The sequence below is a fragment of the Paenibacillus sp. MER 99-2 genome (genome assembly GCF_023714095.1).
Taxonomy (GTDB): domain Bacteria; phylum Bacillota; class Bacilli; order Paenibacillales; family Paenibacillaceae; genus Paenibacillus.
This window is the reverse complement of record NZ_JAMAUZ010000001.1, coordinates 1,203,581-1,221,173: the sequence shown is the minus strand read 5'-3', so window position 1 is coordinate 1,221,173 and position 17,593 is coordinate 1,203,581. Positions and strand designations below refer to the sequence as shown.

Genomic DNA, 17,593 nt, shown 5'->3' with positions numbered 1-17,593 from the left:
GTCTGTTCGATTATTTTCACCGTTTGAATCACTATGGTCAGCTCTACGATCAAGTGTTTGTCGGCATTCGAGGGGATATTCGGGGGAAACTTGCTTACACCGCACTAAAAAACTTTTGCCCACAAAAAGAAAAACCCCTCACGCCAAGTGGCGCAAGGGATTCGGGGATTAGTACAACGTGATATATTGATCGCGTTCCCATTGGTGGACTTGTGTACGGTACATGTCCCACTCAATTTCTTTCAGCTCGTAGAAGTGAGCCAGGGCGTGGTCGCCAAGAGCGTCACAGATGACTTCGCTGCGGATCAATTCGTTCAATGCTTCTTTCAGGTCAGCTGGCAAGCTAGGAATGCCTTCTTCCACACGCTCTTCTTCTGACATAATGTAGATGTTGCGGTCAATCGGAGCTGGTAAGGAAAGCTCACGTTTGATACCGTCCAAACCTGCTTTCAATAACACAGCCAAAGCAAGGTAAGGGTTAGCTGCCGGATCCGGGTTACGAACTTCAACACGTGTACTCAAACCACGTGAAGCTGGAATACGGATCATTGGACTACGGTTACTTGCAGACCATGCTACGTAACATGGTGCTTCGTAACCAGGTACAAGACGTTTGTAGGAGTTCACAGTCGGGTTAGTGATTGCTGCAAACGCACGTGCATGCTTCAGAGTTCCAGCCATGAAGTGACGTGCAGTTTTGCTCAGACCCAGTTCGTCCGACTCGTCAACAAATGCGTTTTCATTGCCTCGGAACAAGGATTGGTTACAGTGCATACCGGAACCGTTCATACCGAACAATGGTTTTGGCATAAATGTAGCATGTAATCCATGCTGACGTGCAATTGTTTTAACAACGAGTTTGAACGTTTGGATCTGGTCTGCCGCTTTCAATGCATCCGCATATTTGAAGTCGATCTCGTGTTGACCTGGAGCTACCTCGTGGTGAGAAGCTTCGATCTCAAAGCCCATTTCTTCAAGTGTGATTACGATGTCGCGACGACAGTTTTCGCCAAGATCTGTTGGCGCAAGGTCGAAATACCCACCTTGGTCATTCAGTTCGTTTGTTGGGTTTCCTTTTTCATCCGTCTTGAACAAGAAGAATTCTGGTTCAGGGCCAACGTTGAAAGAAGTGAATCCCATTTCTTCAGCTTCCTTCAGGTTACGTTTCAAGATGCCACGTGGATCACCTGGGAATGGGCTGCCATCTGGAAGATATACGTCACAGATTAAGCGCGCAACGCGATTGTCGGATACCCATGGGAAAATAAGCCAAGAGTCAAGATCCGGATAGAGGTACATGTCGGATTCTTCGATACGAACATAACCTTCGATGGAAGAACCATCAAACATCATTTTGTTATCCAAAGCCTTCGTCAACTGGCTTACAGGAATCTCAACGTTTTTGATTGCCCCCAGCAAGTCGGTGAATTGCAATCGAACGAATCGTACGTTTTCTTCTTTGGAGATGCGGAGAATGTCTTCTTTTGTATAACTCATGATTCCTCTCCCTTTCTTATCTGCGTATTTGGCTTGCTTGTTATATTTGTACATTAGAAAGTTCCACGGGTCAAGGAGTGATGCTTCCCTAATGAAGGATTTACTCTGACCCTCCCGGTTATACGAACTTACTTTTTATTAAAAAAACGGGAAAGCTCTCCTTGAATGAGAGATACTTGTCCAGGTCTCTTACCTGACACCAATTGTTGTTTTAACAAACGATGCAGTTGCGTATCCGACAATTCTCTGCGCTTCACTTCCGTATCGGCTGTGATCACAGTCGCTTCTTCGGATTCTTTAGATACTGGATTCATCACTTGCTTGATACCTGCAATGTTAACTCCTTTTTCAATCAGAGCCTTGATTTCTAGCAAACGTTCAACGTCATTAAATGAGAATAAACGCTGATTACCTGATGTTCTTGCTGGAACAATCAAGCTGTGCTGCTCATAATAACGAATCTGCCGTGCGGACAGATCCGTCAGTTTCATTACGATACCAATCGGGAATAAGGCCATATTTCTGCGAATTTCGTCACCCATGTTCATCAACCTTCCAGTCATCTATTCTTCACCTTATTGTACATTTAGATGTTACCAAGTGTCAATGACGTGTTAGATAAACTCACAATAATTTGCGATCTTTCATAGCTTGTAATGCCATCAAAACGCCATATTTAACGTGGGAGTATGTTAATCCACCTTGCATATAGCCAATAAAAGGCTCACGAATCGGTGCATCCGCCGATAATTCTAAGCTTCCGCCTTGAATGAATGTACCTGCAGCCATAATGACAGGATGTTCATATCCTGGCATATCCCATGGTTCAGGGACAACATGACTATCTACTGCTGCAGCGCGCTGAATTCCTTGTACAAAAGCAATTAAATGCTCTGCTGAGCTAAATTGTACAGCCTGAATCAGATCAGTACGCAGTTCATTCCATGCCGGTTTAGTCACAAAACCAGATGCTGCAAACATCGCTGCCGCAAAGATACTGCCTTTGATGGCTTGTCCAACAATAGTTGGCGCCATGTAAAGTCCCTGGTAGATTCCCCGAGTCGTCCCCAACATAGCACCAACTTCACCACCAATGCCAGGTGCGGTCAGACGATATGCTGCAAGCTTAACATACTCTTCTTTCCCACATATGTATCCACCGGTTTCAGCAATTCCTCCGCCAGGGTTCTTGATTAGCGATCCTGCCATAAGGTCTACACCCACTTGGGTTGGTTCCAGTTGCTCCGTGAATTCACCGTAACAGTTATCGACAAATACGATGACATCTTCCTTGATCGCCCTCACCTTTGCCACCATGTCTGAAATCTCGTCGATGCAGAAAGAAGAGCGCCAGTCATACCCACGGGAACGTTGAATGCCGATCACTTTTGTCGCGGGTGAAATGCACTTCTCTACCGCTTCCCAATCTACACGACCATCTTCAAGTAATGCCGTCTCTTGATATCCAATGCCAAAATCACGAAGAGAGCCCGTGCCATCACCCGGCTTGCCGATAACTTTATGCAATGTATCATAAGGCTTACCTGTGATGTACAATAGCTCGTCTCCTGGACGTAATACTCCGAATAGGGCTGTCGCAATGGTATGTGTACCTGACGCAAAATGAGGACGTACCAACGCAGCTTCTGCGCCGAATACGTCCGCATATACCTCGTCCAACACCTCACGACCACGATCATTATATGCATAGCCTGTAGAACCAGCAAAGTGAAAATCACTTACTTTTCTACGCTGAAAAGCATCAATCACTTTCCATTGATTATGATCTGTAATTTGATCTATCTTTTTCAATTGTTGCTCGATCTGAATTTCCACTTGTTGTTGAAGCTCAACAATTGTTGAATCAAAGCTTGCCATCGTACTTCATTCCCCTTCATTGCTCGAATCTGACGCTGAATCGCATGTATTGTGTCAACTTATCACATGAATGTGTCACGAATATTACGATTCGATGAAATCTTCAAGTAAATATCCGTATTTCTCATATTCACCCGTCTGCAGTTCTACCTGATAAATGACATCATTCTCTTCGAATGTAGTTTCCACTACATCTCCAACTTTATATAACACCGAGGTGAGATCCCCACGTTCCGCAGGAATACGGAATCTTTTGGTTTCCCCTGTTAATTCTTCCTGGATACGTTCACGAATTTTCAGAAGATCCGCTTCGTCTAGAGCACTTACTTTAATATGATCTTTATCCAAAGGTAACATTTCTAGTTGCTCAGGTGTGCATGCATCTTTTTTATTGTACAGAACTAGTTGTGGCTTGTCCCCAGAGCCAAGCTGTTGCAGGATATCGGCTACCGTTCTCATCTGATCATCACGCATTGCAGATGAAGCATCAACAACGTGAAGAATGAGATCGGCTTCATTGACCTCTTCCAACGTTGCACGGAACGCTGCAATTAGATCGTGCGGAAGGTTTTGGATAAATCCAACGGTATCGGTGAGTACAATCTCTTTGCCACTCGGAAGTTCCATTGTACGAGATGTCGGATCAAGGGTAGCAAACAACTGATCTTGGATATATACATCAGCTGAAGTTAATTGTTTAAGCAACGTGGATTTGCCCGCGTTGGTATAGCCAACTAGAGCAACCTGTACGATACCCGTCTTCTTACGCCGCTCACGGTGCAATTTACGGTGCCTTGTTACTTCTTCCAGATGCCGTTTAAGATCATCTATACGACCACGGATATGACGACGATCCGTCTCTAGCTTGCTTTCCCCTGGTCCCCGTGTCCCGATTCCTCCGCCAAGTCTTGATAGGTTTTTACCGTGTCCCGACAAGCGAGGTAATAAATAACTTAACTGAGCCAATTCAACTTGAATAATACCTTCGCGTGTGTTGGCACGTTGGGCGAATATGTCTAGAATCAATTGTGTGCGGTCAATAATTTTGAGGTCCAATGCTTCTTCCAGATTACGAACCTGAGCTCCAGACAACTCTTGGTCAAAAATAGCGGTGGTAGCTCCTAACTCCTCTGCTGCTGCACGAAGCTCTTCCACTTTACCTTTACCGATAAACCATTTTGTATCCCGTGTCTCCCGATTTTGAGAGAGCACACTTAATACTTCTACTCCAGCCGTCTCGGCGAGCTTCACAAGCTCTTCCAAGGAATACTCTGGATTAATACCAGATCGTTTAACTTCGTCCGTAATCAAACTAACCAAAATAGCGCGGTCTTTTTTAACTTGATCTGTATCATGTGTTCCACTTGTCATTAGTCATCTCACTCCTTATATCCACATCAACTCGTCCCATTCTAACAGGACGTTATGGCATCGCATACGTCAAGCCGAACCGGTTAACCCGGCCGGCTGATCCAAAATTATATTATCGCTTACTTTAGCAGAAACTTCAAATGTTCTAGGCAGCATTATTGGAAAATAATATGATTGTTGAGGCTGGCTTCCATCGTTTTGGAGGAGATATCTCTCGCGAGTAGATCCATTAGATTTTGTTTGGAGATATTACCTGGCCTGCCCATGAGTCTAACCGCTTGATGCCTGATCGCCTTTTCAATCACATTCCTAACATATCTCGCGTTGCTAAAATGATTACGAATGTCTTTTTCATATTGAATCAGCTCTTTTAATTTGATCATGGCATCAGATGTAATATTGTAGTCCTTCTCCGTTGCCATCTTCATCGCAATCAGCATCAATTCATCTGTAGAATAATCATCGAAGCTAATTTGTATAGGGAATCTTGAGGGCAGACCCGTATTAATTTCTAAAAAATCTCCCATTTCATTCGGATAGCCCGCGAGAATAATAATTAGATCCTCACTTTTATCTTCCATCACCTTAACAAGACAATCGATGGCCTCTTTCCCAAAATCCTTCTCCCCGCCACGGGCAAGACTATATGCCTCATCTATAAATAGAATGCCTCCCATAGCTTTCTTTACTAATTCTCTTGTTTTTAATGCAGTATGCCCAATATATTCACCGACTAAATCTGCTCGTTCCACCTCAACAAGATGCCCCTTACTTAACACACCCATCCGATTCAACATCTTGGAAATGATTCGCGCAACTGTAGTTTTCCCCGTTCCTGGATTGCCTTTAAAAATCATATGATAAACCTGCTTACTGCTTTTAAGTCCCTGCTCATCCCGGAATTTCTTCACCTGAATCAGCGCGTAAATTTCGTAAATAAGATCTTTTACTTTTTCCAAACCAATCATTTCCCGCATATCGCGAAAAATATCCGCCGCCGATTCATAATGATTACTGATTAATGCCATGTCCTCCGCTTGCTCGGATGTAATCTCTAAGAGATCTTGGCTTTTGAAAACAATATTAATGCGAGAATCATTTACAGTTATTTTTCTGGCGCTCTCGTCCACAGTAATCACCTCGTTAAGACAGTATATGCGATTACTCGATTACCTCATGCAACCAATTCTAAGTTATCTGACGGAAGATTGTAGGGCACTCTTAACTCTCATTTTCAAAAGCATAAAAAAAGAGGCATGGCTCCCTTCAAAAGGAACCACGCCCTAAGCTTTCAATTGTTTAAAGCATTGTTAAGCATTTAAATCTGAACGTTCTTTCTAAATTCTCCATTCTCGAACAGCGTTTGTCGATGCTTCAACGACAATTGAAAATACGGAAATACATGTGCATCAATTGCATGTAGTAACTCTTTAGCGGTCTTGTTTGCCAAGTCGTAATCTCCAGTCGTAATATGCTTGCGAGACAAGGCATCTTCGAGCTCATCCTCGTCCAGCAAAAACACCTCTCCGTCCTTTAACACAACAACATCCAAGTAGAGATCATCAAACCACGGTACCCCTTGATCCGTTATGCCTTGACTGCGACATGTATCAATGTACCATTCTACGATACGCTCCTGATCATCAAACATGGCTGTGACAACAAAGTGCTCTCCTTTGGGATAATACTGTAACCAAGAGTACCCTTTATCTGCGATACAGAACGTGCTCCCTCCATAGGTTTTCCATAGAGGTTCTTTGAGATCTTGTATCGTATACAACGTGATGTATCCTGTAAATATTTTGGATTGAACAAACCGGCATGTAAATTGTCGGTTCGTAATCCGGCGCCAGTTTGCGCGATCCCCGAATTTCCGTTTCATACGAACCCCTCTTTGCCGACCACAGGTTCGTGACCTGCTGTATTATTGGTGAACAATGTATACGCCCCATTGCCGGACTTCGAGCAGCAAGCTCTTGTTCGGCTTTGCGCAGGCGTATTACGAATAGTTACAGCTTACCATATTTGAGTTATACACTCAAAATTAAGCTGTGACTTACCTCAATCGTTACCGATTACTTAACAAAAAAACAAAAAAAGAACCCGCCTCCCGAGTTCATCGGGAAGCAGGTTCTTATGCATGAAAAGAATAGAATCAGCGTAGCGAATTATCCATCGCTTCCTGATTGAGTACTGGTTGGCGTATCAGACTCTTGAGTTGTGCCATCAGTACCTGGATCAGGAGTCACAACTTCACCTGGTGTCGTAACAGCCCCACCTGTAGAGCCATCGCCTGTGTTACCAGGGTCGGTCGTACCTTGATCTGGAGGAGTACCTCCATCCCCTGGCTGACCGCCACCTTGCCCCGATCCACCATTTCCGTTGCCATTGCCGTTATTACCGTTGTTGCCATTTCCATTGTTTCCGTTGTTACCATTTGGATTCCCGTTACCATTGTTGTCCCCAGGATTTCCGTTTCCATTTGATCCGTCTTCCGGATTGTCTACTCCAGGTTGCTCCGTGCCTGGATCCAGGCCTGGATCCGGCTCTGGTTCAATTTCTTCCGGTGGTGTTTCCTGTGCCTCTATCATCAGAGATACGGTATTGGTAGGAGCCGTTTCAACTCCAGTAGCCAAATCATAAGCAGTTACATAGTACTCATAGGTTAGTCCCGGAAGAGCACTTAAATCCTGTGTACTGGTTGCTCCAATGGAATCAATAAGATGTGTAAACTGTGCTTCAGATGTTTCCTTCCGGTAGATCCGATACTGTGTATTCGCATCCCCTGTTCCTGTCCAGTTGAGTGATACGATCTGTGATGTTGGATCATACGCCCCGCTCAGACCACTTACCGACAGTTGCGGTTGTTCTGGCTCTGGCTCCGGAATAGGTGTCTGTCCGCCTTGCGGCGCCTTGAACTCCTTGACCGGCACACCTTTTAACGCGTCACTCATTACTTTAGCGAAGAAAGCTGCTGAAAGTTTACTACTGTTCTTGAGCATGTGCGTCGCATCAGGGTTGTCGTAACCCATCCACACGGCGGCTGTCCATTCTGGCGTATATCCAACAAACCATACGTCACGGTTCGCACTATTACCTGCGATGCCACTTTGAACTGTCCCTGTTTTTCCTGCTACCGGTCGATCTAAGCGTGCAGAACGTCCAGTACCATCATTAACTACATTTTGCAGCATTTGAGTCAATTGATATGCATTCTGTTCACTCATGACACGAGTTGTGTCTGACTTATCATGTTTGTAGATCGCCTTATCTGTGCTGTCTTTAACCTCTTTAATCGAATAAGCCTGTTGGTATTCACCCAGATTTGCAAAGGCGCTATATGCCTGAGCCATTTCCAGAGTATTCGTACCTTTGCTCAGACCACCTAAGGCAATGGCAAGGTTCTTATCTTCATCTGCCATTTGAATACCGACACTCTTGGCGAAGTTTATACCCGTGTTCACTCCGATTTTGTCCAATAACCATACAGCAGGAATGTTCTCAGATTTAGTAATTGCATCCGTCATACTAATCGTCGATGAATATCCATGCAGGTTATTCGGACAGTAATTACCGAAGCATTGCTTCGCATTACTTAGAGCTGAGTTGGCATTATAATCGCCTGTCTCTAGCGCTGGTGCATATGAAACGATCGGTTTAAAAGCTGAACCAGGCTGCCTACGGCTCTGTGTTACCCGGCTATACCCTTTGGTTTGATAATCACGTCCACCCAGAAGTGCAACGAGACTGCCATTTTCATGGTTCATAATAACCATTGAGCCTTGAACCTTCTGATCGTCTTTACTTTCTTCAAATAAGCTATCATCTGCAAAGGCTGTCTCCATTGCGGTTTGAGCCTGAGCATCCATCGTTGTGTAAATTTTATATCCACCAATATTGAGATCATCTTCTGTTTTGCCAGTTACTCGCTCTGCTTCACGAAGAACATAGTCGATGAATGGCTGATACTTCTTCTCTTTCTCTGGTGGCGTATAGTCGTAATCAACTGCCTTCGCTTTGTCCATCTCAGCTTTACTAATGTAACCTTGCTCATACATGAGTTGTAGAACAACAGCACGACGCGCTTTGGAATCATTAGGATTACTCAGTGGATTGTAAGCTGATGGGCCTTTAGGCATGGCAGCCAGCGTTGCAATTTCCCACAAATCCAAATTATTCAAATCTTTTTTACCAAAATAAAATTCTGACGCCGCTTTGATGCCATAACGCTGATGACCGAAGAAAATCCGGTTCAGATACATCGTCAAAATTTCGTCTTTTGTATATTTGCGCTCCAGCGCCATTGCAATAGATACTTCCGTTGCTTTCCGGAAAAATGTTTTGTCACGCGACAAAAACATATTTTTGGCCAATTGTTGAGTTAATGTACTACCACCCTCAACCATTGAACGAGCCATGACGTCTTTTACCGCGGCACGTCCAATCGACCAGATATCTACACCCTGATGCTCATAGAAACGTTTATCTTCTGTTGCAACAAAGGCTTCTTTCAATAATTTCGGAATAGCATCACTATCCACCGGTTCTAATTTCTTGATGGATAATTCGCCCATTAGTTGACCATTGCGGTCATACACCTTGGACGTTTCGTTAATCGTGGTTTTGTCCATATTGGCCTCAAGCAGCTTCTGCCCACTCACCATAATAAACAAATACCCACCTAGTGCACAGAAAATGGCGATTGCCATTGTGAAAAACAGTGTCCATCCAACGCGTTTACCCGTAATTTTTTTCTTTTTAGAGGTCTTTGGTTTCGCTTTTTTGGTTGACTTAGTATTGTTATTGCGATTATTAGACCTCGACAACGGATCGTTTGGCATGTTACCTCCTGACTCCCTTTCGGTTGCGTAATTTCTATTCGTCTGTTGGCTAAGCTTATATTAAACTTATTTTGCCCGGAATGAAAAGAACAACCCTTATTCAGGTTGCTCTGCTTCAATTCCTATACATGTAGACGAAATGGTTGTTAAAAAGGTTTCGTAATTTTTTAAGCTTCGCCGTTGTTGTCTTGCTGCATCAGCGATACGCTGCGTTGCGGCGTGAACGTGGAGATGGCGTGCTTGTAGACCATTTGCTGGCGTCCGTCGCTGTCAATGACGATCGTAAAATTGTCAAATGCCTTGATCGTTCCGCGGATTTGGAAGCCGTTGGTCAGATAGACCGTAGCAGGAATGTTTTCTTTCCGCAGTTGGTTCAAGAACGTATCTTGGATGTTGATGGACTTGTTCATTAGCCGTACCCCCATTGGTTCATTTGAATTCGTGATTGAGTAATATTCAATATCGCTGAGTAGCTTTCGTGCTATTATATCATGAACAGTTTCATATAATCCACAAAAACCCCTTGTCTGCTATTTTGCACCTTGTTACAAGCACATTAATAACTAGAAGACTTATCCATTATACACCGCTTGTCAGTTTTACAAAAGAGGGACAAATCCTTCGATTATTAACGCTTTTCTTCTGGATTCCAATGTTCTTCTTTCAAACTTGTCGCATGCTGATTCTGCGAACTATCATCTCGCTTTCTTCGATCCTCAATAAGTAGTTTCAAATATGTATTGGTCTTGGATAACACAATAATTGCCCAGATTAGAGCAACCAAGCCTGCTATTGCAAAGCTAATCCCAAATAAACCTGAGAAAAATATATATAAGGTTGTCACATCAGATGGCTCAAAATCCATTCGAATCATTCCTTTCACACCGGAGGAAAAAGCACCTCATTTAATTGTAAACTATGTCCATTTTATTATTTATGTTATTATTTTACAACCAATTTAATAATTACATCTCGTTATTAATCATAAAAATAATAAAACCTCCCTCTTTTTATCAAAAGAGAGAGGTTCAAAAGCCCTACTTAAAAACCCGTAATTTTCCAAAAATCAACTAAATCTCTGCTTAATCAATCCAGACACTTGCTCAAGATTACCTGCAAAATTTTCAGTATCTGTCACATCGACCCACTCGATATCTTTCATGTGACGGAACCAGGACAATTGGCGTTTGGCGAATCGACGGGTGTCCCTTTTCAACCATTCCACCGCTGCTTCCCAGCTCACTTCACCTTGCAGATATGCAGCAATTTCCTTATAGCCAAGCCCCTGCATGGAAATATGCCCTCTGGCAACACCACGATCTAACAAGGATTTCACTTCATCGACCAAGCCCTGCTCAATCATGAGGTCGATTCGTTCTTCTACCCGGCTATACAGCTTCGCACGATCCATCGTAAGTCCTATGATACTTAGATCGTATGGTGACTCTTTCTTTTGAGCAGCAAGCTGATCTGACCATTTCTCACCCGTTAAATGATGGATCTCCAACGCCCGAACGATTCTTCGTTGGTCATTCATGTGCAAACGATCTGCACTCACAGGATCGACTGCTCTTAATTTATCGTGAAGCGCCTGAGGCCCATGTTGGTCCGCATAACGAAATTGTTCTTCGCGAAATACTTCGTCAGAGCCGCTTTCCGAGAACTGAAATCCGTAACATACCGATTCCACGTACAGCCCGGTTCCGCCTACAATGAACGGAAGCTTGCCACGTCCTTGAATTTCTCCAATTAAACGTGCAGCACTTTCCTGAAACTCTGCCACAGAGTAAGGATATTCCGGTTCATGTATATCAATTAGATGGTGGGGTATGCCCTGCATCTCGTCTTCGGTAATTTTAGCCGTGCCAATATCCATTTCGCGATATACCTGCATGGAATCTCCTGAGATAATCTCACAATGAAACGCCTTGGCAAGCTCAATGCTCATTCTTGTTTTGCCTACTGCTGTTGGTCCAACCAATACAAGCAATCTCGGCTTAGCTTCCACTTTCAACATTAATCACTCCGTACAGTGTTTTTGCATTAGCTCGATCGAGTACCTCAAATCCAAGCCTCGTAAACTCAACGCTGCCGCGCTTTTCTTTCATAACAACCCGCTTACGCGCCACTCGCTTTGCTTCAACAATGCTCTCTTCCGCTAAAGCATTTGCGTTCGCATACTCTCGTAGAGGCTGGATGGCACTGGAGTCCATCATTGGCTCACGAAACATCGGATCAAAGTAAATCGTATCACAGCTTCGGTCAGGCAGCGAACGGAGTAATTCCAGATGATTCGCATGATGGAGCTCAATACGTCTGAAGGCTTCATCTACCGCGGGCTGATTGCTCTCATAATGAGACATGCCTTCCACTAACAATGCGTAAAGGGCTGGTGAGCTTTCGCATGCAATCACACGTCCACTTTTGCCAGCAGCAACAGAGAAAACCATCGCATCCGTACCTAAGCCTGCTGTGCAATCTAGAATGGTATCTCCTTCACACACCAATCCTGCTTCAAGCATAGGGTCAGGCTCTCCCCTTAGCACACGCTTCGCACGAACAAACCCCATACTTGGATGAAACTCCAGTTGGGGTGCGTCCTTGCGAAATAAACGCGCTCTACCTTTCAGTACAACAAGAATCTCATTGACTCCGTACCGTTCTAGCATTCTTGCCAATGATGTTCTGTTGCGTGGCACATAAGTTCCGCCTGTTGATTGTGCGAGCTTACGTGCCCGTTCCACGAGAGAAGTAGCCTCCGTGTCACCGGTTGTAATATACATAACTTCCTCCTAAATGATTACATTACCCGTTTGAATAGTTTTTCCAGATCATAGGTTGAAAATGAAACTACAATCGGTCTACCATGTGGACAAGTGTACGGTTGCCGGCATGAACCCAGCCGCTGAATCAACACTTCCGCTTCCTGATCAGTCAGCTTTTGATTCGCCTTAATGGAAGCCTTACACGAACACATAATCGAGGCAGCTTCCCTCATTTTCGCCACATCAATGCTTCGTTCACTCAATACCCATTCGGACATTTCCTCAATGATGTCCTTTTCATCCCCTTTAGGAAACCAATAAGGATGCGAGCGCACTCGGAAAGTCTGTCCGCCAAAGTGCTCTAAATAAACACCTGCCTGTTCAAACCATGCCAGTCTTGTTTTCAGCTTTTCCGTCTCCGATGGCGTAAATTCCAGCGTAATGGGTAACAACAACTCCTGTGAAGCTGTTGCTGGATTGCCAAATTTCTCATAATAATACTCGTAATTCACTCGTTCATGTGCAGCGTGCTGATCGATCAGATAGAGTCCATCTTCGTTCTGCGCTATAAGATACGTGCCATGATGCTGCCCAATCAGACTAAGATCAGGAAATGCAGGCATGGAGCTATTAGATTGAATGGCAGAAGCCAGTTTAGCCGTATCCGGTAGACTGGAGCTTCTCCAGCTCCGTTCTCCCTTAGCAGTATTACTCGGAGTGTAGGATGAACGCGTCTCTCTAACAGAATAATCTGTAGAGCGATGTTGATTAACAGATGGTTTATCATTTGGATCATTTTGTAATGGTGGTGAACTAGAATTAACGTCTCGCTTGTGCTTTTCGCTCTCCTGCTCCAGTACAGCACCTTTCGAACTTAACGAAGCATATGGGTCATATGAAGCCTCCTGTTCAGGTGGTGCCTCAGGCAGCGGAGCTAACTGGTTCACGAGTTCAGTAGCCTCACCAGGTTGAACATCAGCTGGAGCATCTAGATCATCCTCCTCAGAAGGAATGATTGTCCCCGAGATGGGCTTTGAGATAGTCCCCGATCCATTGCCTGATCCAAGCTTCGATTCGTGTGCAGATGCATCTCCTGCGGTTCGTTGCTGATGATGCCCTTCTGTATCTCCGTATTCCTTAACCGGTCCTCTTGGGAATAGGAACTGTTCCTGAATAAAAGAGCTATCGTCTCCACGTCTAATCTGTTGCTTCTTGACCTGGGGAATAAGAACTTCCTGCCGTAATATACCACGCACCGTTGCTTCCACAAATTCGTATAATTCCGCTTCTTTACTGAAACGCACCTCAAGCTTGGCTGGATGCACGTTCACATCCACTAGTGATGGATGCATCTCCAGTTGAATAACCACGAGTGGGAAACGATTAATAGGTAGCAAGGTATGGTATGCCTTAAGAATGGCCTGATTAAGACCATAATTTCGAATGAAGCGCCCATTCACAATCGTTGACATCCCACCACGATTAGCACGCGTCCACTCTGGCAGACTGATTAATCCGCTCACGCGATAGTCCAGATTTTCTCCTTCAATCGGTAACATCGCCTTAGCTGCACTTGTTCCATAAATGGCGGCAACGACCTGCAGCAGATCGCCATTACCTAGCGTTTGCAGCAACACATTGGCATTGTGCCGCAACGTAAATGAGATATGAGGATGAGACATCGCCATACGATATAATACGTCTGAGATATGTCCCAGCTCGGTCTGAATGGTCTTCATATATTTTAATCGCGCTGGTGTGTTATAAAATAACTCCTTCACGACAAATTCCGTGCCTTGTGGTGATGTCGCATCCTCATGTGAAGTGAGCTTTCCGCCCTCAATGATAATGCGACGTCCTCGACCATCATCTCCACTCGCTGTCAGTACATCAACCTTAGAAACAGCCGCGATACTGGGTAAAGCCTCGCCGCGGAACCCTAAGCTGGTAATCTGAAATAGATCACGCCCATGGGTAATTTTGCTTGTAGCATGACGGTAAAAAGCAGTCTCTAGATCATCAGGCTCTATGCCTGATCCATTATCCTTAACGCGAATGCTGAGAAGTCCACCTTCTTCGACTGCAACCTCGATTTTGGTAGCTCCGGCATCCACCGCATTTTCCAGCAACTCTTTCACCACAGAAGCAGGACGCTCAACAACCTCACCTGCTGCTATCTGGTTCGCAATATGTTCATCCAATACATGTATTTTCGCCACAGGTTTCTCCCCTCCCGTATTCTCAGGATAACTGCTGCGCCTTTAATTTGAGTTCATTCAATACTTGCATTGCCTGAAGTGGCGTCATATTCATGACATCAATGTCTTTCATATGGTGAATGAATTCCTTCGTAGATTGATCCATCTCCTGGACAACTGGAGTCTGAGCTACACTCGGTTCTTCATCCCCGAAAATAGACAGTTGCACAACCTCAGGAGACTTATGACTAGATTGCCCCTTATTACCTCTTTTGTTCTCCTGTTCGGTTCGTTGATTAGACCCTTCGACAGATTCGTTTAGCTCCAAAGATGCTTTTTCCTCACGGATGATCGAAGAAGTATCGATCCGTGCTGTGTCCTCTCTGGAGAAAACCTCACGCTCACTGAGCTTGACTATAGTCTCACTTCCTACAGCGACCTGAGCGGCAGCATGTTCAAACCCATGAAGCAGTCCATTGGCTCTATCAATAATGCTGTCCGGCAGACCTGCCAACCGTGCGCAATAAATCCCGTAGCTGCTGCTTGCCGCACCAGCAATGAGTTTACGCAGGAAGTTGACTTTGTCACCACTTTCTTGAACTGCCATGGAGTAGTTCGCCAGCTTGTCTAAGCTTTCCTCCAGATGAGCAAGTTCATGGAAGTGAGTCGATACAAGCGCTTTACATCCTATCACATCATGTACATATTCGATAACCGACTGGGCAATAGCCATACCTTCGCTTGTGGAAGTGCCTCGTCCCAACTCGTCAATAATAATCAAACTTCTTGGTGTTGCTTTCTCCGTCATGACCTGAATATCAGCCATTTCCACCATGAATGTACTCTGACCACCGATCAGATCATCCGCTGCACCAATTCGAGTGAAAATCCGATCCATTATGGGTACTTCCGCCTGTCCAGCAGGAACGAAGCATCCAACTTGCGCTAGAATGGATATGAGTGCCACCTGTCTCATATACGTACTCTTACCAGCCATATTGGGACCAGTAATCAACAGAATCCGAGCCTCATCCTTCTTCATCGCGGTTTGGTTGGCGATAAACGCCCCGTCTCGCATTACTGCTTCAACCACTGGATGTCGACCTTGTTCAACGACAAGATCATACCCATCCGTTATTGTAGGCTTAACAAAGCTACGCTCCGCACTGATGGCTGCGAAGGATTGATACACATCAATCTCGGCCACCTGTTCAGCCAGCTTCTGCAATCTGGCAATTTCTAAATTGAGCTTGTCCCGTAGTTCCGTAAATAGAGCATACTCGATATCAACCATCTTATCCTGCGCTTCGAGAATTAAAGTTTCTTTCTCTTTCAGTTCTGGTGTGATATAACGCTCCGCATTCGCAAGAGTCTGCTTCCGCTCATAACGCCCCTCTGGCAGGGCAGCAAGATTCGATTTGGTAATCTCAATATAGTAGCCAAACACTTTGTTATATCCGATCTTAAGTGAACGAATGCCGGTAGCTTCACGCTCTCTCGCTTCCAATTCCGCAATCCATTGCTTACCATTCACTGAAGCTTCTCGCAGCTCGTCTAGCCGCTCATGATATCCTGCTCGAATTAATCCACCGTCTCGTACCGATACGGGTGGCTCATCCACAATCGCCTGCCCGATGATATCACGCAGATCCTCACAATCGTCCATCACCTGTGCAATTTGTTGAAGAGTACGAGACGGCGAGTCTGCACAGTGCTGACGCAAGCGCGGTACTTTGTCCAAAGAGTGCTTCAGTGCATTCAGATCCCGCCCGTTGGCATTGCCAAACGCAATTCGCCCGACTAGACGCTCCAGATCATAGATATCCTTAAGCTCCGCACGAAGGTCTTCACGTAAAATAAACTGGTTATATAGCGTATCCACCGCTTCAAGCCGCTCATTAATTTTGCCTTTTTGCAGCAACGGTTTATCAATCCAGCGACGTAGCATACGTGCACCCATCGACGTTTCTGTCCGGTCTAGTAGCCACAGCAATGAACCTTTTTTGGATCGTTCCCGCACCGTTTCTACCAACTCCAAGTTACGTCTGGTGAACGGATCGAGGATCATATAATGCTCTGGCTCATACGTCGAAATCTGTGTGAGCTGACCCAACGAACGCTTCTGCGTTTCACTTAGATAAGAGAAGAGGCGGGCAATACATTCCTGACGCTCTGGCTCCAGACGAGCCCATACCGCTTCACCGAATTGCTGTCGCACCAGATCCCCTTTGCTCTTCACCCATGGCGTATATACTACCGGCCGACCAATTGGTGAAGACTGGGCTGCAACGACATCAAGCAAGGCAGCATCCCCCACGAATTCCGAAGGTTCGTAGATACCAATCTCATCCTTAAGCCACTCTGCAGAGTACGGAACGGATGTGACGTACAACTCCCCTGTTGACAAGTCACACGCCGCCAAAGCCAGCGTATTGGCATTTCCCGTTAAACACACCATATAGTTATTCGTTTTATCACCGAGTGTTTTACCTTCCATAACAGTACCGGGCGTAATGACACGCACAATCTCACGGCGTACCATCCCTTTTGTTACGGTTGGATCTTCCATTTGTTCACAGATTGCTACTTTATAACCTTTTTCAATCAAACGCTGTATGTAATTGTCAGCCGAATGATAGGGTACGCCACACATCGGAATTTTATCTTCTGTACCGCCATTCCGTGCGGTTAATGTTATTTCAAGCTCACGAGCTGCATTGATTGCATCATCGAAGAACATTTCATAGAAATCACCTAATCTAAAAAAAAGAAAAGCATCCTGTGCTTCAGCTTTAACTTGCAAGTATTGTTGAATCATTGGCGTATACTGAGCCATGAATATCCTCCATCCGTTTGCTTTTACTTGTCAGGGTGAGCACCGATCCTTACAACGCGTATTCTTTTGGCACACTTTGAACGACCTCTTGAAGGAACAATAAGGCGGTAAAGCATCTAATCATGCCTCCGCCTTGTATTTTGGTTTGCTCCATAACCCTGTAAGTTGCTTCCATGCCTAATCTTCCGTAGCTAAATCCGAACCTGA

At 44.9% G+C, this 17,593-nt stretch carries 13 protein-coding genes; all 13 read right to left on the bottom strand.

What is annotated here, in order from left to right; genetic code table 11:
- Positions 1 to 168: 168 nt before the first annotated feature.
- The 13 genes from glnA to mutS all read right to left on the bottom strand — a co-directional run bounded on the left by glnA (position 169) and on the right by mutS (position 17,386).
- Positions 169 to 1,497 (bottom strand): type I glutamate--ammonia ligase, encoded by a 1,329-nt coding sequence (gene glnA / locus M3636_RS05545; RefSeq protein WP_128101718.1) that lies wholly within the window; start codon positions 1,495 to 1,497, stop codon positions 169 to 171.
- A gap of 128 nt (positions 1,498 to 1,625) precedes the next feature.
- Positions 1,626 to 2,039, bottom strand: a complete 414-nt coding sequence (locus M3636_RS05540; RefSeq protein WP_095286436.1) for a MerR family transcriptional regulator — start codon at positions 2,037 to 2,039, stop codon at positions 1,626 to 1,628.
- 82 nt (positions 2,040 to 2,121) lie between these two features.
- A complete protein-coding gene (locus tag M3636_RS05535) occupies positions 2,122 to 3,375 on the bottom strand; it encodes a methionine gamma-lyase family protein (protein ID WP_128101717.1) in 1,254 nt (417 codons plus the stop codon).
- Between the two features lie 84 nt (positions 3,376 to 3,459).
- Positions 3,460 to 4,746: a GTPase HflX gene (gene hflX, locus M3636_RS05530; RefSeq protein ID WP_128101716.1), complete on the bottom strand. Its 1,287-nt coding sequence runs from the start codon at positions 4,744 to 4,746 to the stop codon at positions 3,460 to 3,462.
- Between the two features lie 155 nt (positions 4,747 to 4,901).
- A complete protein-coding gene (locus M3636_RS05525; protein ID WP_251381500.1) occupies positions 4,902 to 5,876 on the bottom strand; it encodes an AAA family ATPase in 975 nt (324 codons plus the stop codon).
- A 188-nt stretch (positions 5,877 to 6,064) separates the two neighbouring features.
- Positions 6,065 to 6,628, bottom strand: coding sequence for a ribonuclease FAU-1 family protein (locus M3636_RS05520; protein WP_056689934.1), 564 nt, complete (start codon positions 6,626 to 6,628; stop codon positions 6,065 to 6,067).
- 286 nt (positions 6,629 to 6,914) lie between these two features.
- Positions 6,915 to 9,587, bottom strand: coding sequence for a transglycosylase domain-containing protein (locus M3636_RS05515; RefSeq protein ID WP_251381499.1), 2,673 nt, complete (start codon positions 9,585 to 9,587; stop codon positions 6,915 to 6,917).
- A 167-nt stretch (positions 9,588 to 9,754) separates the two neighbouring features.
- Positions 9,755 to 9,997 carry an RNA chaperone Hfq gene (hfq, locus tag M3636_RS05510; protein ID WP_056689929.1) on the bottom strand — a complete coding sequence of 81 codons (243 nt, stop codon included), beginning with the start codon at positions 9,995 to 9,997 and terminating at the stop codon, positions 9,755 to 9,757.
- A 218-nt stretch (positions 9,998 to 10,215) separates the two neighbouring features.
- Complete coding sequence (locus M3636_RS05505) at positions 10,216 to 10,452, bottom strand: hypothetical protein (RefSeq protein WP_251381498.1); 237 nt, start codon at positions 10,450 to 10,452, stop codon at positions 10,216 to 10,218.
- Between the two features lie 201 nt (positions 10,453 to 10,653).
- Positions 10,654 to 11,604, bottom strand: a complete 951-nt coding sequence (gene miaA / locus M3636_RS05500; protein ID WP_483311500.1) for a tRNA (adenosine(37)-N6)-dimethylallyltransferase MiaA — start codon at positions 11,602 to 11,604, stop codon at positions 10,654 to 10,656.
- Positions 11,585 to 12,370, bottom strand: coding sequence for a class I SAM-dependent methyltransferase (locus tag M3636_RS05495; RefSeq protein ID WP_251381497.1), 786 nt, complete (start codon positions 12,368 to 12,370; stop codon positions 11,585 to 11,587). The genes miaA and M3636_RS05495 overlap by 20 nt, the downstream gene beginning before the upstream one ends.
- A 17-nt stretch (positions 12,371 to 12,387) precedes the next feature.
- Positions 12,388 to 14,571, bottom strand: a complete 2,184-nt coding sequence (gene mutL / locus M3636_RS05490; protein WP_251381496.1) for a DNA mismatch repair endonuclease MutL — start codon at positions 14,569 to 14,571, stop codon at positions 12,388 to 12,390.
- 22 nt (positions 14,572 to 14,593) lie between these two features.
- On the bottom strand, positions 14,594 to 17,386 hold the full coding sequence (mutS, locus tag M3636_RS05485) for a DNA mismatch repair protein MutS (protein WP_251381495.1): 2,793 nt from the start codon (positions 17,384 to 17,386) through the stop codon (positions 14,594 to 14,596).
- Positions 17,387 to 17,593 lie beyond the last annotated feature (207 nt).